Annotated in this window: 23 protein-coding genes; 8 read left to right on the forward strand and 15 right to left on the reverse strand. The window is 60.6% G+C overall.

Annotated features, from left to right (window positions below; all coding sequences use genetic code 11):
* Nucleotides 1-78 precede the first annotated feature (78 nt).
* The gene (locus ACZ889_RS14510) at nucleotides 79-1,140 is read right to left on the reverse strand and encodes a YeiH family protein (RefSeq protein WP_476257494.1); all 1,062 of its coding nucleotides are present in this window, start codon (nucleotides 1,138-1,140) and stop codon (nucleotides 79-81) included.
* 112 nt (nucleotides 1,141-1,252) lie between these two features.
* Here ACZ889_RS14510 and ACZ889_RS14515 point away from each other — a divergent pair, with 112 nt between their 5' ends.
* Nucleotides 1,253-2,140 (forward strand): LysR family transcriptional regulator, encoded by an 888-nt coding sequence (locus ACZ889_RS14515; RefSeq protein WP_003256092.1) that lies wholly within the window; start codon nucleotides 1,253-1,255, stop codon nucleotides 2,138-2,140.
* 217 nt (nucleotides 2,141-2,357) lie between these two features.
* Here ACZ889_RS14515 and ACZ889_RS14520 read toward each other — a convergent pair whose 3' ends face one another.
* On the reverse strand, nucleotides 2,358-2,813 hold the full coding sequence (locus tag ACZ889_RS14520; protein ID WP_004577493.1) for a MaoC family dehydratase: 456 nt from the start codon (nucleotides 2,811-2,813) through the stop codon (nucleotides 2,358-2,360).
* 231 nt (nucleotides 2,814-3,044) lie between these two features.
* Between ACZ889_RS14520 and ACZ889_RS14525 the strand changes: the two genes are divergently transcribed.
* The 4 genes from ACZ889_RS14525 to ACZ889_RS14540 all read left to right on the forward strand — a co-directional run bounded on the left by ACZ889_RS14525 (nucleotide 3,045) and on the right by ACZ889_RS14540 (nucleotide 7,875).
* Entirely contained in the window at nucleotides 3,045-4,070 is a 1,026-nt protein-coding gene (locus ACZ889_RS14525; RefSeq protein ID WP_476257495.1) for an AraC family transcriptional regulator, read from the forward strand.
* 271 nt (nucleotides 4,071-4,341) lie between these two features.
* Nucleotides 4,342-5,694: an MFS transporter gene (locus ACZ889_RS14530; RefSeq protein WP_108079268.1), complete on the forward strand. Its 1,353-nt coding sequence runs from the start codon at nucleotides 4,342-4,344 to the stop codon at nucleotides 5,692-5,694.
* A 28-nt stretch (nucleotides 5,695-5,722) separates the two neighbouring features.
* Nucleotides 5,723-6,451, forward strand: a complete 729-nt coding sequence (locus tag ACZ889_RS14535) for a nitroreductase (RefSeq protein WP_476257496.1) — start codon at nucleotides 5,723-5,725, stop codon at nucleotides 6,449-6,451.
* A 104-nt stretch (nucleotides 6,452-6,555) separates the two neighbouring features.
* A complete protein-coding gene (locus tag ACZ889_RS14540) occupies nucleotides 6,556-7,875 on the forward strand; it encodes an OprD family porin (protein ID WP_180688313.1) in 1,320 nt (439 codons plus the stop codon).
* Between the two features lie 150 nt (nucleotides 7,876-8,025).
* Here the strand turns inward: ACZ889_RS14540 and ACZ889_RS14545 are convergent, their stop codons facing one another.
* Both ACZ889_RS14545 and ACZ889_RS14550 read right to left on the reverse strand, forming a co-directional pair.
* A complete protein-coding gene (locus ACZ889_RS14545; protein ID WP_047603039.1) occupies nucleotides 8,026-9,438 on the reverse strand; it encodes a purine-cytosine permease family protein in 1,413 nt (470 codons plus the stop codon).
* 377 nt (nucleotides 9,439-9,815) lie between these two features.
* Nucleotides 9,816-10,268: an Lrp/AsnC family transcriptional regulator gene (locus tag ACZ889_RS14550; protein WP_014590636.1), complete on the reverse strand. Its 453-nt coding sequence runs from the start codon at nucleotides 10,266-10,268 to the stop codon at nucleotides 9,816-9,818.
* A gap of 111 nt (nucleotides 10,269-10,379) precedes the next feature.
* Here ACZ889_RS14550 and ACZ889_RS14555 point away from each other — a divergent pair, with 111 nt between their 5' ends.
* Complete coding sequence (locus ACZ889_RS14555; protein WP_476257497.1) at nucleotides 10,380-10,994, forward strand: LysE family translocator; 615 nt, start codon at nucleotides 10,380-10,382, stop codon at nucleotides 10,992-10,994.
* A 66-nt stretch (nucleotides 10,995-11,060) separates the two neighbouring features.
* A complete protein-coding gene (locus ACZ889_RS14560) occupies nucleotides 11,061-11,693 on the forward strand; it encodes a LysE family translocator (protein ID WP_003256077.1) in 633 nt (210 codons plus the stop codon).
* 22 nt (nucleotides 11,694-11,715) lie between these two features.
* On the opposite strand, the gene ACZ889_RS14565 is transcribed toward ACZ889_RS14560, so the two are convergent.
* From ACZ889_RS14565 to ACZ889_RS14610, 10 genes are all read right to left on the reverse strand, one after another.
* On the reverse strand, nucleotides 11,716-13,899 hold the full coding sequence (locus ACZ889_RS14565) for a GAF domain-containing hybrid sensor histidine kinase/response regulator (protein WP_180688312.1): 2,184 nt from the start codon (nucleotides 13,897-13,899) through the stop codon (nucleotides 11,716-11,718).
* A 150-nt stretch (nucleotides 13,900-14,049) separates the two neighbouring features.
* Nucleotides 14,050-14,613 (reverse strand): NUDIX hydrolase, encoded by a 564-nt coding sequence (locus tag ACZ889_RS14570; RefSeq protein WP_010954491.1) that lies wholly within the window; start codon nucleotides 14,611-14,613, stop codon nucleotides 14,050-14,052.
* A gap of 2 nt (nucleotides 14,614-14,615) precedes the next feature.
* Nucleotides 14,616-15,368, reverse strand: a complete 753-nt coding sequence (locus ACZ889_RS14575; protein WP_003256074.1) for a GntR family transcriptional regulator — start codon at nucleotides 15,366-15,368, stop codon at nucleotides 14,616-14,618.
* 88 nt (nucleotides 15,369-15,456) lie between these two features.
* Complete coding sequence (locus ACZ889_RS14580; RefSeq protein WP_003256073.1) at nucleotides 15,457-15,846, reverse strand: carboxymuconolactone decarboxylase family protein; 390 nt, start codon at nucleotides 15,844-15,846, stop codon at nucleotides 15,457-15,459.
* Nucleotides 15,847-16,032: 186 nt separating this feature from the next.
* Entirely contained in the window at nucleotides 16,033-16,518 is a 486-nt protein-coding gene (locus ACZ889_RS14585; protein WP_003256072.1) for a flavin reductase family protein, read from the reverse strand.
* 12 nt (nucleotides 16,519-16,530) lie between these two features.
* Entirely contained in the window at nucleotides 16,531-18,012 is a 1,482-nt protein-coding gene (locus tag ACZ889_RS14590) for an aldehyde dehydrogenase (protein WP_180688311.1), read from the reverse strand.
* Nucleotides 18,009-18,842: an alpha/beta fold hydrolase gene (locus ACZ889_RS14595; RefSeq protein WP_180688310.1), complete on the reverse strand. Its 834-nt coding sequence runs from the start codon at nucleotides 18,840-18,842 to the stop codon at nucleotides 18,009-18,011. Before ACZ889_RS14595 ends, ACZ889_RS14590 begins: the two co-directional genes overlap by 4 nt.
* Nucleotides 18,843-18,910: 68 nt before the next feature.
* The gene (locus ACZ889_RS14600; protein WP_003256068.1) at nucleotides 18,911-19,507 is read right to left on the reverse strand and encodes an amino acid synthesis family protein; all 597 of its coding nucleotides are present in this window, start codon (nucleotides 19,505-19,507) and stop codon (nucleotides 18,911-18,913) included.
* A 264-nt stretch (nucleotides 19,508-19,771) separates the two neighbouring features.
* Nucleotides 19,772-20,812, reverse strand: coding sequence for an LLM class flavin-dependent oxidoreductase (locus tag ACZ889_RS14605; protein ID WP_019438211.1), 1,041 nt, complete (start codon nucleotides 20,810-20,812; stop codon nucleotides 19,772-19,774).
* Nucleotides 20,813-20,892: 80 nt separating this feature from the next.
* Complete coding sequence (locus ACZ889_RS14610; protein WP_003256061.1) at nucleotides 20,893-21,378, reverse strand: flavin reductase family protein; 486 nt, start codon at nucleotides 21,376-21,378, stop codon at nucleotides 20,893-20,895.
* A 316-nt stretch (nucleotides 21,379-21,694) separates the two neighbouring features.
* Here ACZ889_RS14610 and ACZ889_RS14615 point away from each other — a divergent pair, with 316 nt between their 5' ends.
* On the forward strand, nucleotides 21,695-23,101 hold the full coding sequence (locus tag ACZ889_RS14615) for a purine-cytosine permease family protein (RefSeq protein ID WP_012052008.1): 1,407 nt from the start codon (nucleotides 21,695-21,697) through the stop codon (nucleotides 23,099-23,101).
* A gap of 52 nt (nucleotides 23,102-23,153) precedes the next feature.
* Here the strand turns inward: ACZ889_RS14615 and ACZ889_RS14620 are convergent, their stop codons facing one another.
* Nucleotides 23,154-24,779 (reverse strand): methyl-accepting chemotaxis protein, encoded by a 1,626-nt coding sequence (locus tag ACZ889_RS14620; RefSeq protein ID WP_476257498.1) that lies wholly within the window; start codon nucleotides 24,777-24,779, stop codon nucleotides 23,154-23,156.
* Between the last annotated feature and the right edge of the window lie 34 nt (nucleotides 24,780-24,813).

The raw sequence follows: 24,813 nt of genomic DNA on the forward strand, positions 1-24,813 counted from the left end.
GTACAGCGCAAGCCTTGATGGCGGTGCGGACCTGTGTAGGAGCGGGTTTACCCGCGAAGCAGCCAACCCGGTCTCGAATCAGCCCAACAGCTTCTGCACCCCCAGGGTAATCGCCAACCCCCCGCCAACCAGCCACAGGTTGAGGATCGCCCCGGTCGCCAGCGCCCGTGGCCCGGCCTGGCGAATCTGGCTGAAGCGGGTCTCCATGCCCAACGCCGTCATGGCCATGGTCAAGGCAAAGGTGTCCAGGCTGTTCACGGCCTGGGTCACGCTGCCAGGCAGCACTTGCAGCGAATTCACCAGTACCAGTGCCAGGAAGCCAAAAGCGAACCAGGGCATGGCAATGCGCCCGTTGCCCTGCGCCTGGCCAGCCTTGCGCGAACGGCTGATCCACAGGCCCACCACCAGCAGTACCGGCACCAGCAGCATGACCCGGGTCATCTTGACGATGGTGGCGATATGCGTGGCTTCGGGGCTGACATTACTGGCCGCGCCTACCACCTGCGCCACTTCGTGGACTGTGCCGCCCAGCAACAGCCCGGCGCCCATGGTATCCAGATGCAGCCAGCCGGCATTGATCGCCAGCGGGTAAAGGAACATCGACAAGGTACCGAACAGCACCACGCTTCCGACTGCCATGGCGCTTTTATGGGGGGCGCTGCGCAGCGCCGATTCGAATGCCAGCACGGCGGCGGCGCCGCAGATGGCGCTGCCGGCGGCGGTCAGCAAGGCGGTATCGCGGTCGAGCTTGAACACTTTCATGCCACACCACAGGCCGATCAGCAGCGTACTGGTGACTACCAGCACCGACACGACAAGCCCCGACCAGCCGACTTCGGCAATTTCCTGCAGGCTTACCCGCAGGCCAAAAAATGCCACGGCAATGCGTAACAGGCCGCGAGCGGAAAAATTGATGCCTGCTGCCCAGCTTGCCGGTACGCCGTCACGCAGCGCGTTGCCATACAAGGCACCTGCAACGATACCCACGATCAGCGGGCTGATGCCCAGGTTGGCGATAGCGGGCAGGGCCGCCAGTTGCGTGACTGCGACCGCGAACAGCGCGACGAACAGAATGCCATTGAGCCGCCCTCGGGTGGAGAGGGTAGGGGCAAAGGCGGGGTTGGACGGAACCGTGGCCATGTGAGTCCTCCGGAAAAGGTGTTTCGACAAGGCCTACGTTAATCTGGTTATAAGCTTATAAAAAATCGTAATTTAGGATGGCAAATATCCGAAAAGCTGATAATTTTTAAAAATGACCCCAGAACAGCTGATAACATTCGCCACGGTTGCCGAACACGGCAACATCAGCCATGCCGCTCAAGCCCTGCACCTGTCGCAGCCGGCGGTGTCCGGCCAGCTCAAGCTCTTGCAAGAGGCGTTTGGCGAACCCCTTTACCAACGTGCCGGCCGCGGCGTGCGGCTGACAGCGGCCGGTGAGCAGTTGCTGGCGCATGCCGAGCGCCTGCGCGAAACCTTCCGACAGGCGCAAGCATTGCGCGAGGCCATGCGCGGGCTGGAGCGCGGCACCTTGCGCATCGGCGCCAGTACCACGCCCGCCAGTTACCTGCTGCCTTACCTGATCGCCGATTTTCACGGGCGTCATCCGGATGTGCTGGTCAGCACCTCGCATGGCAACACGGCGGAGATCGTCGCCGCCCTGGACAGTGTTGATATTGCCCTGATCGAGGGGCCGCCCGGGCAGGAGTTGCCGTTGGGTACGCAAGTGACGCCGTGGCGCGAGGACGAGATCGTGGCGATTGTGCCCCGTGGGCATCCCCTGGCAAGCAGTGACCAGCAGACACTGGCGGCGCTCGGCACCTACCCCTTGGTACTGCGTGAAAGCGGCTCGGGTGTGCGGCAGATCGTCGAGCGGGCGTTTGCCCGTGATGGCGTGGCAATGCGAGTGGCGCTGGAAATCGCTGGCGTTGAAGGGGTAAAAGAGGCGGTCCGGGCCGGGATGGGGGTTGGCTTTGTGTCGGCGATGTCCATTCGTCATGAAGATGGGGCGCTGCACCGGCTGCAGGTTGCGCCGCAGGCGCTGGTGCGGCGTTTTTCCATTCTGTTGCCGCATGGGGCTACGCCTTCGCGGGCTGCCTCGCGGTTTCTTGAATTGTGTGTTGCCATGCAAGAGGTGGGTTGACTGTGCTGGCCTCTTCGCGGGCGTGCCCGGTCCCACAGGTTACAGCACAGATGTTGAAGACTGTGCTGTACCTGGACTGCCCGCCAAAATTTGAAAGCCTGCGCGCTGCGCTTGCTCAGCCGCTTCGCGCAATTGCGACCCTCTGACGGCGGTACTTGAGAGAGATGTTTGGGGGCTTCTGAGCAATGAGGATTGGCCAAATGGATCGGCGTCGGGGTCATTTTGCTCGTGCGATTAGCACGGTCAGGTCGTAAGTCAACACCGAACCGGTGCCGGCTACCTGCACAGCAATCGCGAGCGTGACCCAGCCGCAATCGTCTCGACGAGCGTGCTGTGAGACATTCATCACCTTTGCCGTCAGGCTGAGCCTATCTCTCGGCTTCACAGGTCGATGCATGATGAAGTTTTCAATGCGGTGCCCGGCCACGACATGCGTCACCGAAAACAGCGCATCACACAGCATTCGCTGAGCCAGTGCGAAGGTATGCACGCCGCTTGCACAATGTACGCCCAGGGGGCTGGAAAGCGCCTGAACGGGATCAGTGTGCATGTATAGCGGATCGTATTGCTTTGCGAAGGCGATGATTTCGTCTTGCGCCAACGCTTCATCTCGATGGTGTGTCCACGCCTGGCCGACAGAAAACTGCTCCCAGAACATCTCGCTGGCACTCATGGAAAGGGCCTTAAACAGGTGGGGTGACTATCCTGGATGCAGGGGCGAGAATGAAGCAATGCCCGCTTACCTCAGGTGTTGTGACCTCTCTGGGCGGTAATCCAAAACGTGTTGCAATAAAAAACAAGGGGCGTTGACACCTGGCACAGTGATATTGGTACGGTAGATCTTCTACGGGTGTGTCTGCTTTGCAAGGCAGCCTTTGGTATCGAGTTAGCAACGGAGCCCCAGATGGAGTTTTCTGCTCACAAAGGCACTACGTCGATCAGCCTCGTGCGGGACGCACTTCAAGGAGCAGAACTGCGTGGCCTGGATGTTGCTACTGTGCTCAGCCACGCGCATATTGATCCACGCCTGCTGGACCAGCGCTATGCCAGGGTACCTGCTGGTACGTTCTCCAGATTGTGGATTGCGTTAGCGGATTTGCTCGACGATGAGTTTTTTGCGGCAGACAGTCACCCTCTTCGCAGAGGTAGCTTCAAGCTGATGGCGCAGTTGGCCCTCGGCTGCGACACCATTGGACAGGCGCTCAAGCGGATTCTGGCGTTTCTCAGGACTGCCCTTGATGACATCTATGGGTCGGTGGAGTGCGACGGAGAGTATGCTGCAATTGTCATCCATGATCATGGTGAGTCGCGAAGGGCGTTTTGTTATGGTGCCTGGCTGGTCCTCGTGCACGGCCTGCTTTGCTGGCTGTGCGACAGGCGCATTCCTATTGTGAAGTTATCGATGCGTCCTCCTCAGCCGGTGGACGACAGCGACTATCGAATGCGTTTCTGTGAGGAAATCGAGTGGAGGGCCGAAAGAACCTCCGCTGTGTTCGAGAAGAGCTTTCTGGCGTACAAGGTTTGCCAAACGCCCGCTTCTCTTCCTGCCTTTCTAAAAGGCACGCCAAGTAACTTCCTTGTGAAATACCGTAACGACGACAGTACGAGCATTATGATCCGGCGGCGATTAAAACTGCTCTCTCCACACACGTGGCCTGAACTCGATGAGCTCGCACGCGACTTGAGCATGTCCAGTTCCACCCTACAGCGAAGGCTCTATGCTGAAGGTTTCACCTACCAACGGCTCAAAGATAATCTAAGGCGGGATATTTCCATCAGTCTGCTGTGCCGGGCAGGTATGACAGTGGATGGCGTTGCGTCAGAGGTTGGCTTCATTGAGACCAGTGCGTTCCACAGGGCATTCAAGAAATGGACGGGTATCACCCCTGGTGCTTACAGACGCTCGTTGCTTAGCCCTCGAGGGGACTAGTCCGCTGCGCTTGGGCTGATCACCCTCTCTTCGAAGCCATCTGGTTTTCCAAAAACTGCCCGTTCCGGTCAAGCAGAATGATGCCATTGGGCATGGTTGGCGCTTGCCATAAGGCCTACGATTTTTCTCGGGCGCCGTCTAGTTGGTGCCTCTCAACTCTCCCGACTCACACGCAGAACCATGCGTACCTGTGCGTGTGGTCGAGTTGTGCCAGATCGCTATACGTATGTGGACTTCAAAAACACAACAATAAGATTGAAGGAGACACGGTATGAGTTCTTTGAATATGTACACGTTGACCGAAGAGTCGAAGTTTAACCGCTTTCATGGGATTATTCTGTTCTGGTGCGTGTTAATTCTGATTATCGATGGCTACGACTTGGCAGTGGTGGGGGCTGCCTTACCGGCCATCATGGCCGATATGCAAATTGACGCAACCAGCGCCGGGGTAATGGCTGGCTCAGCATTGTTTGGGACAATGCTGGGCGCCATTTTTTTAGGTACATTGGCAGATCGAATTGGCCGGCCGAAAATGATCGCGATCTGTGTGGCGCTGTTCAGCGTTTTCACCGCTGCGGCAGGGTTCACTGACAGCCCGCTGACCTTCAGTATCATGCGCTTTATCGCCGGCTTGGGAATCGGCGGTGTGTTGCCCATCTGTACGGCGCAGATGGGTGAGTTCTCGCCCTTGAAAGTTCGCACCCGGCTGGTGACCATCGTTTTCGCAGGCTATTCGGTGGGCGGAATTCTGGTAGCGCTGACGGGTAAACAACTGATCGAAAGCTACGGTTGGCAATATGTGTTTTACGTGGCCGTCCTGCCAGTGGTTTTGATTCCTTTCATTCTCAAGTCAATGCCCGACTCTATCGGCTTTATGTTGAAGCAGGGTCGACAAGACGAGTTGAAAATCATCGCGCGTCGCCTTCGTCCTGACCTTGTGATCAAGGATGACACGCAGCTCGTCGGCAATCCGCAGGTTATCTCTGCTCAAGACAAGCCGGTACGAAGCCTTTTCCTGGAAGGCCGTGGATACAGCACGGTCATGATCTGGATGGCATTCATGACCGGGCTGTTCATGGTGTATGCGCTCAATTCGTGGCTCACCAAGTTGATGGCCATGGCGGGCTTCAGCCTCGGTTCAGCCCTGAATTTCGTCATCGTGTTCAACCTCGGTTCGATCTTCGGTGCAATTCTGGGTGGATGGCTTAGCGACAAATTCAGCATCAAGCACGTCTTGGTGGTGTTCTATGTAGTGGGCGCGGTCGCACTCACGTTGCTGGGATATACCCGCTCCACCGAACTGCTCTTTGTCGTCGTGTTCATCGTGGGGGCCTCGACCCTTGGCACCCAGCTTCTGGCCTATGCATACGCCGGCGATTTCTATCCCTCCACCATCCGCTCAACTGGCGTCGGTTTTGCATCGGGCGTCGGTCGCGTCGGGGCGATTGTCGCACCTGTTTTGATTGGTGCCTTGGTGTCGATGGCGTTGCCGCTGGAGCAGAACTTCATGGCAATCGCGCTCGCCGGCCTGGTAGGGGCTGTTGCAGTGACCATGATCAACCAATCTCGCTCGGACTCGGCTGTAGTGAGGAAGAAGGCCACGGTTGCCCACGAGCTGACCTGACCATAATTCTGCGAGACAGGTGCCAAGTATGCTTATTGATCGCTTGCGCAAATCACCGGTAGGTTCGGACGAAACTGCCCGTTTGATCGACTGGGCAATTGTCTCACGTCGGAGCATCAGGTCGTTCCTCTCAACCCCAGTTCCGCTAGAGGAAATCGAAGCGATGCTGAACGTTGCTCGCTTTAGCGCAACAGGCGTCAACCTGCAGCCCTGGAACGTGCATGTTGTTACCGGTGATATGAAGGCACGGTTGTCCGCAGCACTTGCTGAGGTTGATGACCATCCGGCTGATGACCAACGCTTTTCTGATCCCTACGCGTATTACCCCAGGGAGTGGACGTCTCCCTACATCGAACGGCGCAGGGAGGTAGGGTGGGGGCTCTATAGCTTGTTGGGCATCAGTCGAAGCGATAAACAAAGGATGCACGAGCAACACGGCCGGAATTATCGCTTCTTCGGGGCGCCTGTTGGCCTGTTCTTCACGATTGACCGCGTGCTTCAGGAAGGGAGCCTGCTGGACTATGGCATGTTCCTGCAAAGCCTCATGATTGCCGCACGGGGAAGAGGCTTGCACACCTGCCCGCAGGCAGCATTCCTTAAATATCACAGCATCATCACTGAAATGCTGGCAATACCGAAGAGCCAAATGCTCGTCTGTGGGATGAGCTTGGGTTATGCCGATGATGGCAGCATTGAGAACACGTTGGTTACTGGCCGTGAACCCGTGCGTGCATTCACGACCTTTCACTCAGAATAAAAAACCTGGCGTGCGCCCTGTGCAAGTTTGGCGTCGGGCAGGGTGATACTGTTTCGATCATTCCGCTAAAGCGGGCCTTAACCCATTTGTAGGACTGGCATTGCATGGGGCGCTTAGCTGCGCTCCATGCTCAAGCACACAACAAGAACAAGGTGCCTGTGATGTCTATTGCTTTTAAAAAATCGTTGGCTTGTTCAGCAACACTGCTAGTCGCGCCTTATGCTTCTGCCGCGTTCGTGGAAGACTTCAAAGGCAGTCTCGAGCTCCGGAACTTCTACTATAATCGTGATTTCCGTAATGATGGCGCCACTCAGTCCAAGCGCGATGAGTGGGCGCAAGGCTTTATTTTGAACTTGCAATCGGGTTTTACAGAAGGGCCAGTGGGCTTCGGTATTGATGCGATGGGCTTGCTGGGGGTGAAGCTTGATTCCAGCCCGGACAGAACGGGATCAGGGCTGCTGGCCTACGATTCCGACAGGCAGGTTGAGGATGAATACGGTAAGTTCGTGGCCACCGCCAAAGCGAGGATGGGTAAGACGGAGTTGAGGATAGGGGGGGTAAACCCTCTGATGCCTCTACTCTGGAGTAATAACAGCCGCTTGCTGCCTCAGGTCTTTCGCGGTGGTTCGCTGACCGTCAACGATATCGATAAATTGACGGTAACGGCTACAAGAGTCAACGCAGTGAAGCAGCGTAATTCCACCGATTTCGAATCACTCACAGCCACTGGCTATGCCCCGGTTGAGGCGGATCACTACAACTACCTGGCATTTGACTTCAAGCCTGCGAAGGACATGACCTTCAGTTTGCACGCCGCCGAACTTGAAGATCTCTATAAATCCTACTTCGCCGGCATTAAAGTCATCAAGCCGTTGTGGGAAGGCAATGTGATCGCGGATGTTCGCGTGTTCGATGCCAGCGAGACGGGCTCCAAAAAACTGGGTGAGGTGGACAACAGAACGCTGAGTAGCTACTTCGCCTACAGCATCAAGGGACACACCCTCGGTGGCGGTTACCAGAAGGCTTGGGGCGACACCTCGTTTGCGTTCGTGAACGGCACGGATACCTATCTGTTCGGCGAATCGCTGGTCAGTACATTCACTGCCCCTGAGGAGCGAGTGTGGTTCGCAAGGTACGACTTTGATTTCGCCGCGTTGGGTGTACCGGGCTTGCTGTTCACCACCCGGTACATGAAAGGTGATGATGTTGATCCTGATCTGCTGAAGAGCCGCCAAGCCGCTTCACTCCGCCTTAACGGGGAGGAGGGCAAAGAATGGGAGCGGGTCACTGATATCTCTTATGTCATTCAGAGTGGGCCGGCGAAGGGTGTTTCGTTCCAATGGCGAAACTCCACGAACCGCTCGACCTACGCTGACAGCGCTAATGAAAATCGCTTGATCATGCGCTACACCTTCAACTTCTGAATAGCGAAATGGGCCGGCCTTCTGGCGCCGGCCCCTTTTTTGCCATTCATTCCCAGTCGACGGGTTCGCTGTTTCCCGCCTGAATTGCACCAGGCGTTCGGACGCCTGCACCCAGCCGTTTCATCTTTTGCTGCGAAAGGCCAGTACCGATCAAGCCACTGCTGCCAGCTTGGCGCTGGTCTGCCGACGACGGTAGGCACTGTCACGGCTCGCCAGCCACCAGTACAGCGGCGAGGTGATCGCCAACCCTACCAGCCACGACAGGTCAGCCCCGTTGATGTGCTCGGAAATTGGCCCGACGTACAGCGGGGTGTTCATGAACGGTATCTGCACCACGATACCCACAGCGTAGGCGATCAGTGCCTGCGGGTTGTAGCGCCCGTAGATACCACCATCGACCTGGAAGATCGACTGGATGTCGTAATCACCTTTGTGAATGGCGTAGAAGTCGATCAGGTTGATCGCCGTCCACGGCACCAGCACCACCAGCAGTACCAGCACCATGTCAACGAAGTGGCCGATGAAGTCTGCCGAAGCGAACACCGCTACCACGCAGCAGGCCGACAGCACGATCAGCGACAGCACTGCACGGCTTTTGGCGGTGGGGATCCAGCGGTAGGCGAACGTTTGCACCAGGGTGATGATCGACAGCACCGCGCCATACAGGTTGAGGGCGTTATGGCTGATCACACTGAGCAGGAACAGCACCAGCATGATCGGGCCGAGCGTGCCGGTGGCCAGCTTGACCGCGTCCATGGTGTCCATGCCGGCCGGGATCGCCAGCACGGCCACGGCGCCGAAGATGAACGACAGGCTTGAACCCAGGGCCGAGCCCAGGTAGGTGGTCCAGAAGGTCGAGCTGACTTTGACATCTGCCGGCAGGTAGCGCGAGTAGTCCGACACATAGGGCGCAAAGGCGATTTGCCACAACGCCGCCAGCGACACGGTGGCCAGCCAGCCGGCCAGGTTGAAGCCGCCGCGGGTAAGGAAATCGTCGCTCTGCACATGGGTGAAGATGTAGCCGAAGCCAACCACGATACCGATACCCAGTACCCAGGTGCCAATGCGATTGAGCACGTGGATGAAGCGGTAGCCGATGATGCCGATGATGCCTGAACCCAACGCACCGACGACGATGCCCACCGGTACCGGAACGGCGTCGACCACGCCATGCAGTGACTTGCCGGCAAGGACGATGTTGGAAGCGAAGAAACCGATGTACATGACGCCGGCGATCACCACCACCAGCAGCGCGCCGAGGGTGCCGAACTGGGCGCGGCTCTGGATCATCTGCGGAATGCCCATTTGCGGGCCCTGGGCCGAGTGCAGGGCCATCAGCACCCCGCCGACCAGGTGACCGACGAGGATGGCGACGATGCCCCATACCAGGTTCAGGTGGAACAGCTGCACACCCAGCGCGCCGGTGACGATGGGCAACGGCGCGATGTTGCCGCCGAACCAGAGTGTGAACAGATCCCTTACCTTTCCATGGCGGTCTTGCGGGGGCACGTAGCCGATCGTGTGTTTTTCTATCAGGGGTGCCGAATTGGCTGCACTGGTCATGACTGACTCCAAGGCAAGGTAGGGCATTGGGAACTGCCCGGGGGCGTGCCGGCGGTGGGCGACGCGTTCTTGTTGGAGCGATGATGAGGGGCGCGGGGGTAACGAGAAATTAGTAAATATGTGCCCATAAGCGTTAAAAAAACTAAGGCTGACAAAAGCTTAAGCGGGTGACGGTAGCAAGGAGAGTGCCAGCTGGCTGAAGGCCTTGGGGTAGAGGGGCGGCGGGTTGGCAACCGGATCACGGTGGGCTGGGTTGGTGCGATGTGCGCGTTTTCAGGGCAGATGAAAGGTTGCCTGGGCCGGCCTTTTCGCGGGTAAACCCGCTCCTACAGCAGGCGCGGGTTTACCCGCGAAGGGGCCGGCACAAGAGGAAACAGCTACATGGGGAGCAACCGATCCTGAATCACTTCCTTCATCACCAAGGTCGAGCTCAAGCGTTTCACATTGGGAATACTGGTCAGATGCTCGTCATACAGCTTCTGAAACGCCGGCAGGTCCTTGGCTACCACATGCAGCAGGTAATCCGGGTCGCCAAACAGCCGCTGCGCTTCGACAATCTGCGGGATCTGCGCCAGTGCCGTTTCAAAGTCCGCCACCGGCTGGCGGGTCACCTCGCGTAGCGTCACGAACACCAACGCGGCAAAGTTCAGCCCAAGGGCGCTCGGTGCCAGCCGTGCGTGATAGCCCAGAATGGCGCCGGACTCTTCCAGTGTCTTCAAGCGCCGATGACAGGGTGACAGGCTGAGCCCCACGCGGTCGGCCAGCTCGGTTACCGACAGCCGCCCGTCTTTTTGCAGCTCGGCAAGGATTTTTCGATCAGTTCTATCCATTGGGAAGAATCTTCCAGTACATGAATGCTGAGGGGGAATATACGAAAGAAAATCCCCGGACGGAATCCGTAATCTATCGACATCCCAATGCAGTAGATAAGGAAGATTCAAGTGGCTATCAGTGTGCTGACGGCGTTCTGGGCTGTGTCGATGCTGTTCGTGATTACCCCCGGTGCAGACTGGGCCTATGCCATCTCGGCCGGCATGCGTGGGCGCTGGGTGATGCCAGCGGTGGCGGGGATGTTGTCGGGGCATTTCCTGGCCACGCTGGTGGTGGCGGCCGGGGTCGGCAGTTTGCTGGCAGGTCACCCGTTGGCGCTGACCTTGCTGACCCTGGCGGGGTGCAGCTATTTGCTGTGGCTGGGCGGCAACCTGTTGCTCAGCCCGGCATTGCCGGCGGCCGGGCAGGGCGGAGCGGGGGAGTCGGGCTCACGCTGGGCGTTGAAGGGTTTTTGCGTCAGCGGCCTGAACCCCAAGGTATTCCTGCTGTTCCTGGCCCTGCTGCCGCAGTTCACCGACCCGCAGTCGAGCTGGCCAGTGCCATTGCAGATCTTGTTGCTGGGGCTGGTCCACCTGTGCAGTTCGCTGGTGATCTACACGCTGGTCGGCTATGGCGCCAAAGCTGTGCTGAGCACTCGGCCGGGTGCGGCAAAGCTGGTCGGGCGGGTGTCTGGGTTGGCGATGATTACCGTGGCCCTGGGCTTGATAGCCGGGCAAATGACCTGAATTTACCGGTTCAGAATGACTTCAGATACACTCGCTGCACCCTAATGCACAACCAGGAAGTGCCCCATGCCCGAAACCACGCAACTGCTCACGTTCGCCTTGATTTGCCTCGGCATGGTCCTGACCCCAGGGCCGAACATGATCTACCTGATTTCCCGCTCGATCTGCCAGGGCCGCCAAGCCGGCTTGATTTCGCTTGGCGGTGTGGCTCTGGGCTTCGTCATCTACATGTTCTGCGCGGCAATGGGCATCACGGCGCTGGTGATGGCGGTACCCTTTGCCTACGACGCGCTGCGCATCGGTGGCGCGCTGTACCTGTTGTACCTGGCCTGGCAGGCGCTGCGGCCGGGTGGCCAATCGCCGTTCCAACTCCGTGAACTGCCCGCCGACAGCCCGCGGCGGCTATTCACGATGGGGTTTGCCACCAGCCTGCTCAACCCCAAGATTGCCGTCATGTACCTGTCGCTCATGCCGCAATTCATCGAACCGGGCCACGGCAGCGTGCTGTTGCAGTCGCTGGTGCTGGGTTCGACGCAGATCGCCATCAGCGTTACGGTCAACGCGCTGATTGCGATCATGGCCGGTTCCATCGCCGTGTTCCTGGCTGGCAGGCCGCTGTGGCAACAGGTTCAGCGTTGGTTGATGGGAACGGTGCTGGCGGGGCTGGCGGTGCGCATGCTGGCAGAAGGGCGCCGTTGATCGCCTATTGCGATGCAAGGTATCAGTGGCCGAATACTTTGCCGAGTATCTGGCACACCTGTTCTGCCGAGTAGGGTTTGGCCAGGAAGGTGAACCCTTGGTGCCCGCCTTCGGCAATCGCCTCGCTATAGCCCGAAGTCAGGATCACCGGCAACTGCGGGCGCTGGCGGCGAAGTTCGCGGGCCAGTGCCAAGCCACCCATGCCGGGCATGACCACATCGGAAAACACCGCATCAAAATCACCTGCCGGGCCAGTCAACTGCGCCAGCGCTTCTTCTGCCGACCGTGCATAGCTGATTTGGTAGCCGTGGTCCTCGAGGAGCTGAGCTGTGAAATTGCCCAGGTCGGGATTGTCTTCTACCACCAGTATTCGTCGCCGCTCGCCCTGTACCTGTGGCTGGCTGCCGGCCGAGGCGTCTTCGGGCGAGGCCGCAGTTGGTGCCTCCTGCGGCAGATACAGGGTAAAGGTGGTGCCCTGGCCGGGGATGCTGTTCACCTGTACATCGCCCCCGGATTGCTTGGCGAAACCAAACACCTGCGACAACCCGAGCCCGGTACCTTCACCTGGGGCCTTGGTGGTGAAGAACGGGTCGAAGATGCGCTCCAGCAACTCGGTGGCAATACCGACTCCGTTGTCGCTCACCGATATCGCCGCGAACGGGCCTGGCTGTGAAGGCTGACCGCGCAAGGCCGGCAGGCACTGGTCGGCCTGCAGGCGCAGCTGCAAGGCACCTTCGCCAGCCATGGCATCGCGGCCGTTGAGCATCAGGTTGATTACCGCAGTTTCCAACTGGCTGAGGTCGGCGCGGATGTGGCAGGGCGCTTGCGGTAGCTGCAGCTCGACCCGGATGCGCGCGCCAGTGACGGTGTCGAGCATGTCGGCCATGGCTTCCAGCCGTGGCCCGGCTTCGAACACCTGTGGGCTGAGGGCCTGGCGTCGGGCGAAGGCCAGTAGCTGGCCGGTCAGTTTGGCACCACGGTCAACCGTGTCGGACATGGTCTTGAGGTAGCGCTCGCGGCGCTCCTCGGCCAGGTTGGGGCGCTGCAGGAAGTGCAGCGACGAGCGGATGATGGTCAGCAGGTTATTGAAGTCGTGGGCTACCCCGCCGGTCAGCTGGCCAATGGCTTCCAGCTTTTGGGCCTGGCGCAGCACGGCCTCGGTGTGCAGCAACTGAGTGGTGCGTTCTTCGACGCGATGTTCCAAGGTGGTGTTGAGCGCTTCCAGGGCCGCCATCGCTTCGCGCACTTCGGCATGGGCCTGGACCCGCTGTATGTGCGCCCAGCATCGCTCGGTCACTTCGCTGATCAGTGCTTGCTCGTAGTCGGTCCATACTCGGGGTACGCGGTCGTGAATCGCCATCAGCGCGGTCAGCTTGCCACCCTTGATCAGTGGCATGCAGATGGTGGCCGTAATGCCGATGGCCTGAAAAGTCGCCGCCTCGTCAGTGGCCAGTTCGCGCAGGTTGTCGTTGATCACCAGGGCCAGGCCGCTGCGCAGGCGGCTGACCGCCAGGCGGCCGAAGTCATGCAGGTGATAGTGGCCCACCAGGCGTGGTGAGCCGGGTGTCACCGCATCGCCGCAAATGGTGAAACCGTCCTCGTCGGGGTCCATCATTGCATAGGCGCAACTGGACAAGCCAAGGTGCTCGACCAGCATGCGGGTGGTGATGGCCATGATCTGGTCCGGGTCGGTCGCTTCGGTCACGGCTCGCCCGAGGGTATCGAGAAAGTTCAGGCGCTGGTTGGTGACCACGCTGGCTGTGGTTTCGGTGACCGTGTCGAGCATGCCCAGTATCTCGCCATCATGGCCGCGAATCGGGCTGTAGCAGAAGGTAAAATAGGCCCGCTCCAGGCCGCCGTTGCGGTCGATCATCAGCGGGAAGTCTTCGATGTAAACCGCTTCGCCGGCCAACGCGCGGGCCGCCATGCTGCTGATTTCATCCCAGGCTTCGTGCCACACGTCGCGGAAGGGGATGCCCAAGGCCAGGGGCTTGCGACCGAGAATCGGTGTGAAGGCATCGTTGTACAGGGTGATCAAGTCCGGGCCCCAGAGCACGGCTTGCGGAAAGCGCGAGGCCAGGCACAGAGCTATCGTGGTTTTCAGGGCATCGGGCCAATGTTCCAGCGGGCCCAGGGGGGTGGTGGCCCAGTCGTGGTTGCGGATGCGTTCGGCCATTAGCCCGCCGCCATCTAGCCATCTAGCCATGTGCTTTGCCGGTCCTCTTTCTCAAGGCCCTTAGGGTGCACCGAGAATAGACCGTTGGCGAGGGTTTTGTGAGGGCTGTGCCACTGCACGAGCCTCTGTAACTGCGCGATCCGGGTGAGTGCAGGTTCACCCGCGAAGAGGCCGGGCAGGCTAGCGCATGAAGTGCACCTTGCCGGTGTCATCATTGCCCATGTAAATGCCATACACCCCGGCCTGCCGCTCGAGGATGTAGCGCTCGAGAATTTGCCGGATGGCCGGGTAGTAGATCTCATCCCAGGGGATTTCATCCGGTTCGAAGAACTTGTACGCCAGCGTCTCAGGCCCGTACTGCCCGGTCTCTTCGGTGACGATGGCACGGAAGATGATGTACACCTCGCTGATCTTTGGCACGCTGAAGATCGAATACGGCGAGACGATGTCCGCACGTACGCCGCTTTCTTCCCATACCTCGCGCAGCGCCGCCTGTTCGGTGGTTTCGCCAGCCTCCATGAACCCGGCAGGCAAGGTCCAGGTGCCGGGGCGAGGGGGGATGGCGCGCTGGCACAGCAGGTACTTTCCATCGCGCTCGATGATGCAGCCGGCGATGATCTTGGGGTTGATGTAATGGATGTAGCCGCAGCCGGTGCAATGCAGGCGTTCGTGGGTATCGCCTGTGGGAACGCCCCGGGCCAGTTCCTTGGTGCAGTGCGGGCAGTAGCGCGGGGCATTGGGCATGATCAGCGACCTATGCGGGGTTCCTTCAGGGCCAAGGGTTCGACAATGTCGCGCACTTTGGCGTTGTCATCCTGCTTCTGGCGCAGGTAGTCCAGGGCCACCTTGGCGGCGGCGCGGACGTGGTCGACCGAGGCCTGGTGGGCTACCAGCGGGTCACCGCCCTTGATGGCCTCGACGATCTTTTCCATTTCGCGGTTGCTGGCGCCGCGGCGGTTTTCCTGCGATACCGAGGTGGCGCGCAGGTAGCTGATGCGTGCTTGCAACTGGCGCAACTGCTGGGCCGCCACCTGGTTGCCGGAGCCTTCCAGCAGCACATCGTAGAAACCTTGTACCGAATCCAGTACCTGTTGCAGCTCACCTTCTTCCAGTGCCTCGCGGTTCACTTCCAGCGCGCGTTCCAGCGCACGGATGTCCTTGGCCTTGGCGTTGAGGGTGAACAGTTGCACGATCAGGCCTTCGAGCACACAGCGCAGCTCATAGATGTCACGTGCGTCTTCCAGGGTGATGATGGCCACCCGTGGGCCTTTGGCGTCGGCGAACTCCACCAGGCCTTCGGACTCCAGGTGACGCAGCGCTTCACGTACCGAAGTGCGGCTGACGCCGAGGCGGTCGCACAGGTCGCGTTCGACCAGGCGGTCGCCGGGCAGCAGGTGAAAGTTCATGATAGCGGCGCGCAGCTTGTCGAGCACGATTTCGCGCAGAGTAACGGGATTGCGGTTGACCTTGAAGCTGTCGTCGAGTGGCTGGCGTTTCATCAGGTGCGCTCTTTATGAGGCTGTTGCGCCAACATCGCGGAATGCCTCGAACCGAGGCTTTCCATGCAGTGGTTCGAACAGCCCGTTGTTAACGGGTTGGCTCCGCATCGGCTTCGGCAAAGGCTTCACGGGCCAGGCGGAAACTGTCCACCGCCGCGGGTACGCCGCAATAAATGCCGACCTGGAGCAGGATTTCGCGAATCTGTTCACGGCTCAGGCCATTGCGCAGGGCACCGCGAATGTGCAATTTGAGCTCGTGGGGCCTGTTGAGCGCGGAAATCATGGCCAAGTTTATCATGCTGCGCTCTTTCAGCGACAAGCCTTCACGGCCCCAGACGTGACCCCAGCAATACTCGGTGACCAGCTCCTGCAACGGTTTGGTGAACTCATCTGCGTTCTGGATCGAGCGGTTGACGTAGTCCTCGCCCAGCACCTGGGTGCGGATTTTCAGACCCTTTTCGTACTTTTCATTGCTCATGTGCAGTACTCCGGCATAAAACAGGGGCCGCAACCGAGGGTGAGACGATTAGCGCGACCCCTGAAAACAGGGTCATCGGTGTTGGCTTTTTCGCGGGCTTGCCCGCTCCCACGGGTTCCAGGATCTGTGCGATACCTGTGGGAGCGGGCGAGCCCGCGAAGCGGCCAACACCGACTTCAAGATGTATCAGCCAAGCGGCGGCAGGGCGCCGAGCTTGCCTTTGTGGTAGACCATCGGGGTCACCGGCTCGGCCGGCAACACCAGGTTCTTCACCGCGCCGACAATGATCGCGTGGTCACCGCCGTCATACTCGCGCCACAACTCGCACTCGATGATCGCCGTAGCCTTGGCCAGCAGGGGGTTGCCCAGCTCGCTCAGGTGCCACTCCACGCCCTTGGCCTTGTCCTTGCCCTTGCCTGCGAAGGCATAGGCTTCGGCGGTCTGGTCGGCGGACAGCAGGTGGATGGCGAACTGCTTGCTGTCGCGCAGGATCGGGTAGGTGTCGGAGGCGTAGTTGGGGCAGAACAGCACCAGCGCCGGGTCGATCGACAGCGCGCTGAATGCACTGGCGGTGATGCCGACGATGCCGCCGTCGGCGTCCAGCGTGGTCACTACCGTGACGCCGGATGGGAAGGAGCCCATCACGTCTTTGTAGATGCCGGGTTCGATCATCTCGTGTTCCTCTTAGCGCATCACGAACGGGTCGGGCATCGGCGCGGTGGACAAGTTGATCCACACGGTCTTCAGCTCGGTATAGGCCAGCACCGAATCGATGCCGCTCTCACGGCCGTAGCCGCTGTTCTTGAAACCACCTATCGGTGCCATGGCCGACACGGCACGGTAGGTGTTGACCCAGATGATCCCCGAACGCACGTCGCGGGCCAGGCGGTGGGCACGGCCCAGATCGCGCGTCCAGATGCCGGCAGCCAGGCCGAATTGCGAGTCGTTGGCTATGGCCAGTGCTTCTTCTTCGGTCTTGAAGCGGATCACCGCGGCGACCGGGCCGAACACTTCTTCCTGCATGATGGTCATCGCGTTGCTGTCGCACTCGAACAGGGTCGGCTCGTAGAACCAGCCGTCACCTTCAACGTCGGCACGCTTTCCGCCCATGTGCAGTTTTGCACCTTCGGCCTTGGCTGCTGCCACCAGGCCTTCGACGACTGCCAGCTGTTGCGCGGTGGCCATCGGGCCCATTTCGCTGGCGTCGTCCTGCGGGTTGCCGATGCGGATGCGCTTGGCGCGGGCAATCAGGCGCTTGACGAACACGTCGAAGATTTCATCCTGCACCAGCAGGCGCGAACCGGCCACGCAGCTTTGCCCGGACGCGGCGTAGATGCCGGCCACGGCGCCATTGATGGCGCTGTCCAGGTCGGCGTCGGCGAAGATGATGTTCGGCGACTTGCCGCCCAGCTCCAGCGACAGCTTGGCGAAGTTTTCGGCACTGCTGCGCACCACGTGGCGGGCGGTGGCGGCACCGCCGGTGAAGGCGATCTTGCGCACCAGTGGGTGGCGGGTCAGCGCCGCGCCGGTGCTGGGGCCGTAGCCGGTGACCACGTTGACCACACCGGCCGGGAAGCCGGCCTCAAGGGCCAGTCGGGCCAGCTCGAGGATGGTCGCCGAGGCGTGCTCGGACGGTTTGAGCACGATGGTGTTGCCGGCAGCCAAGGCCGGCGCCAGCTTGATCGCGGTGAGGTACAGCGGGCTGTTCCACGGGATGATCCCGGCAACCACGCCGATTGGCTCGTGCACGGTGTAGGCGAACAGGTCGGGTTTGTCCAGCGGCAGGGTGCCGCCTTCGAGCTTGTCGGCCAGGCCCGCAGTGTAGTGGAAGAACTCCGGCAGATAGCCGACCTGACCGCGGGTTTCGCGGATCAGCTTGCCGTTGTCACGGCTTTCCAGCTGGGCCAGGTGCTCCTTGTTCTCGGCAATCAGGTCACCCAGACGACGCAACAGCTTGCCGCGCGCGGTGGCGGTAATGCTGCGCCACGCCTTGCTGTCGAAGGCACGCTGGGCGGCCTGAACGGCCAGCTCCACATCGGCTTCATCGGCGTCGGGCAGTTGCGCCCAGGCCTGGGCGGTGGCCGGGTTGAGGCTGTCGAAGGTCTTGCCGCTCTGGGCATCGCGCCATTGGCCGTCGATGCACATCTGGAAACGAACGAGGGTCATGCAACAATCCCCTTGGCGGATTCGGTGAGGGTGCGGGCTTGGGTGAGGAAGTCCAGCAGCATCTTGTTGACTTCACGCGGTGCTTCCACTGGCATCATATGCCGTTGCTCGGCGAGGACCACACTGCGTGCGCCAGGAATGCTGGCGGCGAGCTGGCGGGTCATGGCCGGGGTGGAGCCCGAGTCGAGTTCGCCGGTGGCGATCAGCGTCGGCACCTGGATACTGCCCAGGTCGTCGGCGCGGTACATGTCCTGAGTGGCGAACAGCGAATAAGTGGTGTGGTAGCCCTGCGGGTCGTTGCTCGCCAGCACCTGGCGAATGGCGGCGACCTGCGCCGGGTTGGCAGCCTTGTATTCACGGCTGAACCAGCGGTCCAGGGCAGCATCGACGTTGGCGTCTGGGCCCAGCTCCGCCGCCTGGGCAGCGCGGGCGATCACCCCGGCACTTTGCTCGGGGGTGCGGTTGAACACGCTGTTGAGCACGACGAGTGCAGCCAGGCGCTGCGGGTAATTGAGGGCGAACGCACGGGCAACCAGGCCGCCCATGGAGAAGCCGATCACGGTGGCTTGTGCAATTTGCAGGTGGTCAAGCAGTTCGGCGAGCTGGTCGGCATAGCCTTCCAGCGGTGTGTCGGCGGCCGGTACGCGGCTTTGACCGTGGCCGAGCATGTCGTAGGCGATGACGCGGTAGTCGTTGGTCAGGCCAACGAACTGACCGCCCCACATTTCCTTGTTCAGGCCCACGCCGTGGATCAGCACCACGGGTTGGCCCTGGCCGACATCCAGATAGCTGGTGCCGGCAGGTGTGCGTTCAGCGACAGGCTGAATCATGGAGGGCGCTCCTTGAAGGTCGGGCGCGGCGGGTAAGCACGCCACGCCCCGGCCCGTCTTGGTTGTTGTTATTGAGCGTTGGCTTTTTCGGCAGCCAGTTCTTCCAGGTCGATGTAACGGTTGCCGATGCGCGGGTGCAGGCGGCCGCCATCGGCTGCGCCCAGGACCACGACGATTTCATCGGCACGCGGGGCATCTTCGATCTGCATTTCCAGGGTGATGTAGTGCGAACGCAGGCCTTCGTCGTCCTTCTGCATCATCGGGATCTGGATCGAAGTGCCTGGGCCGCCGCGCTTGTTGGTGAAGCTCAGGTAGCTCTTGGCCTGTACCGCCTCGCGGTAGTGGTTGCCGAAGCGCAGGGTATGGATCACGGCCGAGGCGTGCTCGATTTCGCCATCGGCGCCGACGACGGCGGCCTTACCGTAGGCCTCGATCTTGTCGGCGCCGCCAATGGCAGCAGTCAGGCGCTCGACCATCAGGGCACCCAGCTCCGAGCAGTTGGCGCGAATTTCCGGCTTCAGATCTTCAACGAAACCGCGACCGGCCCATGGGTTCTTGATCACGACGGCCAGGCCGACCATGGTCACCGGCTTGTCGGTGGCTTTGCCGCCTTCGATGCGGGTCTCTTCGGAGTAGGTGACGATCTTGCGGATTTCGAAACTCATGGATGGCTCCTGGTGAGGGTTATCAGCTCTTGTTGTCTGATGGTATACCATAATATTTGTTGTGCAAGAGGTGTCAGGAAATTTCTCTTGCCGGGGGACGAAAGGTGGCCTGATGCCTTGATTTCTCTGTTGTCTGTACTGGCCTCTTCGCGGGCTTGCCCGCTTCCACAGGGACTGCACAGGTTTCAAAAAAAAGCCCGCTCACGCAGGCCGAAGGGGCCCACGGGAGCGGGCGCGTCCCGCAATGATTCAGGCAATGGGAATTCAGGCGAACGCCGGCACCACTTCCTTGATGAACAGCTCGAGCGACTTCTTCTTCTCGGCGTGGGGCAAGCTGTTGTCGCACCAGAAGCTGAACTCGTCGACGCCCAGTTCCTGGTAGTACTTGATGCGCGCGATGATTTCTTCCGGGGTGCCGATCATGGTGTTCTTGCGGATGTTCTCAAGCTGGAACGCCGGCACTTCGGCGAATTTCGACTCCGGGCTCGGCTCCAGGAAGCCATTCACCGGGGTGGTCTTGTTGCCGAACCAGGCATCGAAGGTGCGGTAGAAGCGCGAGATCGCCTGGGCGCCGACCTTCCAGCCTTCCGGATCTGCCGGGCTGTGCACATGGGTGTGGCGCAGCACCATCAGTTGCGGGCGCGGCACGCCTGGATTGTTGTCCAGGGCGGCCTGGAACTTGTTCTTCAGGTCCAGCACTTCTTCGTCCCCCTTCATCAGCGGGGTGACCATGACATTGCAACCATTGGCAACGGCGAAGTTGTGCGAGTCCGGGTCGCGGGCGGCGATCCACATGGGCGGCGTGGCGTTGAACGGCTTCGGTACGCTGGTGGAGGTCGGGAACTTGTAGACTTCACCGTCGTGGGCGTAGTCGCCTTCCCACAGCTTGCGCACCACCGGCACCATCTCGCGCAGCGCCTTGCCGCCGTCGGTGGCCGGCATGCCACCTGCCATGCGGTCGAACTCGAACTGGTAGGCGCCGCGGGCCAGGCCGACTTCCATGCGGCCGTTGCTGATCACGTCGAGCAGGGCGCATTCGCCAGCGACGCGGATCGGGTTCCAGAACGGCGCGATGATGGTGCCAGCGCCCAGGCGGATCTTCTCGGTGCGCGCGGCCAGGTAGGCCAGCAGCGGCATCGGGCTTGGCGAAATGGTGTATTCCATGGCGTGGTGTTCGCCGATCCACACGGTGCTGAAACCGCCGTCTTCGGCCATCAGGGTCAGTTCGGTCAGGTCTTCGAACAGCTGGCGGTGGCTGACCTGTTCATCCCAACGTTCCATGTGTACGAACAACGAAAATTTCATGGGTTTTTCCTCAACGCTTGTTATTGCCCGTCAGTCAATCGGGCTTCAGTGTGGGAGCGGGCTGCGTCCAACTGCAGGCTTCAGGCAAAGGCCGGCAGGCTGGCCATCTTGCCGCGGCAGTACACCATCGGCCGTGGCGCTTCGGCAGGGACGATCAGGTTGTGTACCTTGCCGACCATGATGGCGTGGTCGCCACCTTCATATTCACGCCACAGTTCGCATTCGATGACGGCGGTGGCACCGGCCAGGATCGGGTTGCCCAGTTCGCTCAGGGTCCACTCGATGCCGCTGGCCTTGTCCTTGCCTTTCTTGGCGAACGCGTAGGCTTCGGCCTGCTGTTCACCGGACAGCAGGTGAATGGCAAAGCGCTTCTGCTTGATCAGTACCGGGTAGGAGTCGGAGGTGTAGTTGGGGCAGAACAGCACCAGCGGCGGGTCCATCGACAGGGAGGAGAAGGCGCTGGCGGTCAGGCCGACGACCGAGCCGTCGTCGTCCTGGGTGGTGATGACGGTAACGCCGGACGGGAAGGAGCCCAGAACATTCTTGTAGACAGTTGCGTCGATCATCGGGAGTACCTCTGAAGGGCTGCGGTGGTCCGCGGTTTTTATCGTTGATGTGTCTGATGGTATACCGTAATACCTATTTTGCAAGCGGAATTTTCACCCCTGGGTTTTCGCGATGAACGGCCAAAAGCCACGAAAACCGTGGCCTTGAGCGGTGAGGCGGTTTGTCGCAGGGGTTTCGTAAGCGGATCAGTGGCCGTTTTTTCATGCGGATCAGTGTTGTCAAAAGTTTGGAATACCATAATATGGTCCGCAGCTGAGAGGCCGCCTAGATGCGGTTTCCTTACAAAGATAAAAACGACCTTTCGAGCTGAAAACCATGTCCCAACCGTCGTCGCAACACCAGTTTGTCGAGAATCACACGGTCGATTACGTTCCACCTGCCGAGCGCCATGGGAAGGCGCGCGACCTGTTCACCCTCTGGTTCAGTACCAACATTGCGCCATTGCCTATCGTGACCGGCGCCATGGTGGTCCAGGTGTTCCACCTGAACCTGTTGTGGGGCCTGATCGCCATCGTGCTGGGCCATCTGGTCGGGGGCGTGGTCATCGCCCTGGCCTCTGCACAGGGGCCGCAGCTGGGCATTCCGCAAATGGTGCAGAGCCGTGGCCAGTTTGGCCGCTACGGTGCCTTGCTGATCGTGTTCTTCACCGCGCTGATCTATGTCGGCTTCTTCATTTCCAATATCGTCCTGGCGGGCAAGACCATTCACGGCATCGCGCCGAGCGTGCCGATGCCTGGCGCGATCGTGATCGGTGCCCTGAGTGCGACTGCCATTGGCGTGATCGGCTACCGCTTCATCCATATCCTCAACCGCATCGGTACCTGGGTGATGGGCTCGGCGTTGCTGGCCGGTTTCATCATGATGTTCGTCCAGGATCTGCCGGCTGACTTTTTCAGCCGTGGCGCGTTCAACCTGTCGGGCTTCATTGCCACCGTGTCGCTGGGTGTGATCTGGCAGATCAGCTTCTCGCCGTACACCTCTGACTACTCGCGCTACCTGCCCCGTGAAGTGGGCATTGCCAAGCCGTTCTGGGCCACTTACTTCGGCGCCACCCTGGGCACCATCCTGTGCTTCAGCTTTGGTACGGTGGCGGTGCTGTGCGTGCCGGAAGGCACCGACGCAATGGATGCGGTGAAGCAGGCCACCGGCTGGCTGGGCCCGATCCTGATGGTGCTGTTCCTGCTTAACATCATCAGCCACAACGCCCTCAACCTCTACGGCGCCGTGCTGTCGATCGTGACCGCGATCCAGACCTTCATGGCCGAGTGGACGCCGAGCATCAGGGTACGGGTGATCCTGGCCTCGGTCATTCTGGTGGGCTGCGGGATGGTGGCACTGAATGCCTCGGCGGACTTCATCGGCCAGTTCATCGGCCTGATCCTGGCGCTGCTGCTGGTGCTGGTGCCGTGGGCTTCGATCAACCTGATCGATTTCTACCTGATCAAGAAGGGCCAGTACGACATCGCCTCGATCTTCAGTGCCGACGGCGGCATCTATGGCCGCTTCAACCACCACGCGATCATTGCCTATGCCTGCGGCATCCTGGTGCAGCTGCCGTTTGCCAATACTTCGCTGTATGTGGGGCCGTACTCGAACATTGTCGAAGGGGCTGACCTGTCGTGGCTGTTCGGCTTGCTGGTGACCGTGCCGCTTTACTACTGCCTGGCGACGCGCGGCAAGGCTGTCGAGAAGGCGGGGCGGGTGGTAAGCGTCAACGACTGATAGACCGCTGTTGCTGTAGCCGGGGCCGCAATGCGGCCCCGGCTGTTTTGGATCAAACCTTGAACTGCGCCACCATCCCGTTCAGGTCCACCGCCAACCGCGACAGATCCTGCGCCGCCGCACTGGTCTGGTTCGCGCCCGCCGACGTTTGCATCGCCAGGTCACGAATATTCACCAGGTTCCGGTCCACCTCGCGTGCGACCTGCGCCTGCTCTTCCGAGGCACTGGCAATCACCAGGTTGCGCTGGTTGATCGAAGCAATGGCCTCGGCAATCACTTCCAACGCCTGCCCTGCGCTTTGTGCCACTTCCAGCGTACCCGTGGCGCGGCCCTGGCTGCTGTGCATTGCTGTCACTGCCCGCTCGGTGCCGTTCTGGATACCGGCAATCATCTGCTCGATCTCTGCCGTCGATTGCTGGGTACGGTGGGCGAGGGCGCGTACCTCGTCAGCCACCACGGCAAACCCACGTCCTGCCTCTCCGGCCCGTGCCGCCTCGATGGCGGCGTTCAGTGCCAGCAGGTTGGTCTGCCCGGCAATTGCACCAATCACGTCCAGCACCCGGCTGATCTCGTTGGCGTTGCTGGCCAGCTGCTCGATCTCAACCGATGTGCCGGTCACATCCGCTACCAGATGCTGAATGGATGCCAGCGCCTGGTTGACCTGGTCGCGGCCATCGCGGGTGGTCTGGTCAGCGCCTTTGGAAGCATCAGCAGTGCTGACCGCGTTGTTCGCCACTTCCTCGACTGCCGCAGTCATCTGGTTCACCGCCGTGGCGGCCTGGTCGATTTCTGCACTCTGCTGATGCAGGCCGCGGCTGGTGTCTTCAGTGACGGTGTGCAGTTCTTCCGAGGCCGAGGCCAGTTGGTCGGAAGACGCGGCGATCTGGCGAATGGTATCGCGCAGGCTGCCCTGCATCCGGCTCAGGGCGCGCAATAGCATGGCCGGCTCATCGCGGTCGGTTACCCGTATCTCCCGGGTCAGGTCGCCGGTCGCCACGCGCTCGGCCACAGCCAGCGCATCGGCCAGCGGCACGACGATACTGCGGGTGAGCACGGTAGCGATGGTGGCAAGGGCCAGCATGATCACCACCAGTGAGGCAACCAGCGCGGTGAACGCTTCGTCCGCTACGTCGCTGCTGCGCTGCGAGGCTTGTTCGGCACCTGTGCCGTTATAGGCGATCAACGCTGCCATGGCCTGCATCATGCTGTCGGCGCGCTGAGTCAGCGGGCCGCTGATCTGCTGCTTGGCATCGTCCATGTGCCCAGCTTGAATGCCTTGCAGCACACGGGTCTGTAATTCGAAATAGTGCTGATAAGCAGCGCTGAAGGCATTGAACAGGGCGCGGTCATCGGCAGCGATGATCGTGTCGGCATAATCCTTCAGCGCATTATTCAGCTCGGTATTGATGCCGTTGAGCATCTGCAGGTTGCGCTCGCGGTCACTGGGGTTGTCGTCCAGGGCGGCACGCAAGGTGACGGCGCGGGCACGCCCGAGGTTGGTGCTGATGTCACCGAGGGCTATTACGGCCGGCATCCAGGTCACCCGGATTTCATCCGTGGCCTTGTCCATCTGCCGGGTTTCGTAAAGTGCGATCAAGCCCATGAACAGAACCAGGATGCCCAACAGGGCGAACACGCTTGCAGCGCGAATGCCGATCTTCAAATTCCGTAACTGCATGGAATGCTCCTTGACGGTGGCGTGCAGGCCTCAG

It is taken from the genome of Pseudomonas sp. TE3895, assembly GCF_056278855.1.

Bases quoted from the DNA above. Each gene is read 5' to 3' on its own strand.
- ACZ889_RS14570 (WP_010954491.1), bottom strand. From the start codon at position 14,613: ATGCCCAATGCCCCGCGCTACTGCCCGCACTGCACCAAGGAACTGGCC.
- ACZ889_RS14525 (WP_476257495.1), top strand. From the start codon at position 3,045: ATGGAGTTTTCTGCTCACAAAGGCACTACGTCGATCAGCCTCGTGCGG.
- ACZ889_RS14545 (WP_047603039.1), bottom strand. From the start codon at position 9,438: ATGACCAGTGCAGCCAATTCGGCACCCCTGATAGAAAAACACACGATC.
- ACZ889_RS14530 (WP_108079268.1), top strand. From the start codon at position 4,342: ATGAGTTCTTTGAATATGTACACGTTGACCGAAGAGTCGAAGTTTAAC.
- ACZ889_RS14575 (WP_003256074.1), bottom strand. From the start codon at position 15,368: ATGAAACGCCAGCCACTCGACGACAGCTTCAAGGTCAACCGCAATCCC.
- ACZ889_RS14620 (WP_476257498.1), bottom strand. From the start codon at position 24,779: ATGCAGTTACGGAATTTGAAGATCGGCATTCGCGCTGCAAGCGTGTTC.
- ACZ889_RS14550 (WP_014590636.1), bottom strand. From the start codon at position 10,268: ATGGATAGAACTGATCGAAAAATCCTTGCCGAGCTGCAAAAAGACGGG.
- ACZ889_RS14595 (WP_180688310.1), bottom strand. From the start codon at position 18,842: ATGATTCAGCCTGTCGCTGAACGCACACCTGCCGGCACCAGCTATCTG.
- ACZ889_RS14520 (WP_004577493.1), bottom strand. From the start codon at position 2,813: ATGAGTGCCAGCGAGATGTTCTGGGAGCAGTTTTCTGTCGGCCAGGCG.
- ACZ889_RS14540 (WP_180688313.1), top strand. From the start codon at position 6,556: ATGGGGCGCTTAGCTGCGCTCCATGCTCAAGCACACAACAAGAACAAG.
- ACZ889_RS14510 (WP_476257494.1), bottom strand. From the start codon at position 1,140: ATGGCCACGGTTCCGTCCAACCCCGCCTTTGCCCCTACCCTCTCCACC.
- ACZ889_RS14605 (WP_019438211.1), bottom strand. From the start codon at position 20,812: ATGAAATTTTCGTTGTTCGTACACATGGAACGTTGGGATGAACAGGTC.
- ACZ889_RS14535 (WP_476257496.1), top strand. From the start codon at position 5,723: ATGCTTATTGATCGCTTGCGCAAATCACCGGTAGGTTCGGACGAAACT.
- ACZ889_RS14600 (WP_003256068.1), bottom strand. From the start codon at position 19,507: ATGAGTTTCGAAATCCGCAAGATCGTCACCTACTCCGAAGAGACCCGC.
- ACZ889_RS14590 (WP_180688311.1), bottom strand. From the start codon at position 18,012: ATGACCCTCGTTCGTTTCCAGATGTGCATCGACGGCCAATGGCGCGAT.
- ACZ889_RS14585 (WP_003256072.1), bottom strand. From the start codon at position 16,518: ATGATCGAACCCGGCATCTACAAAGACGTGATGGGCTCCTTCCCATCC.
- ACZ889_RS14515 (WP_003256092.1), top strand. From the start codon at position 1,253: ATGACCCCAGAACAGCTGATAACATTCGCCACGGTTGCCGAACACGGC.
- ACZ889_RS14560 (WP_003256077.1), top strand. From the start codon at position 11,061: ATGCCCGAAACCACGCAACTGCTCACGTTCGCCTTGATTTGCCTCGGC.
- ACZ889_RS14615 (WP_012052008.1), top strand. From the start codon at position 21,695: ATGTCCCAACCGTCGTCGCAACACCAGTTTGTCGAGAATCACACGGTC.
- ACZ889_RS14610 (WP_003256061.1), bottom strand. From the start codon at position 21,378: ATGATCGACGCAACTGTCTACAAGAATGTTCTGGGCTCCTTCCCGTCC.
- ACZ889_RS14565 (WP_180688312.1), bottom strand. From the start codon at position 13,899: ATGGCTAGATGGCTAGATGGCGGCGGGCTAATGGCCGAACGCATCCGC.
- ACZ889_RS14580 (WP_003256073.1), bottom strand. From the start codon at position 15,846: ATGAGCAATGAAAAGTACGAAAAGGGTCTGAAAATCCGCACCCAGGTG.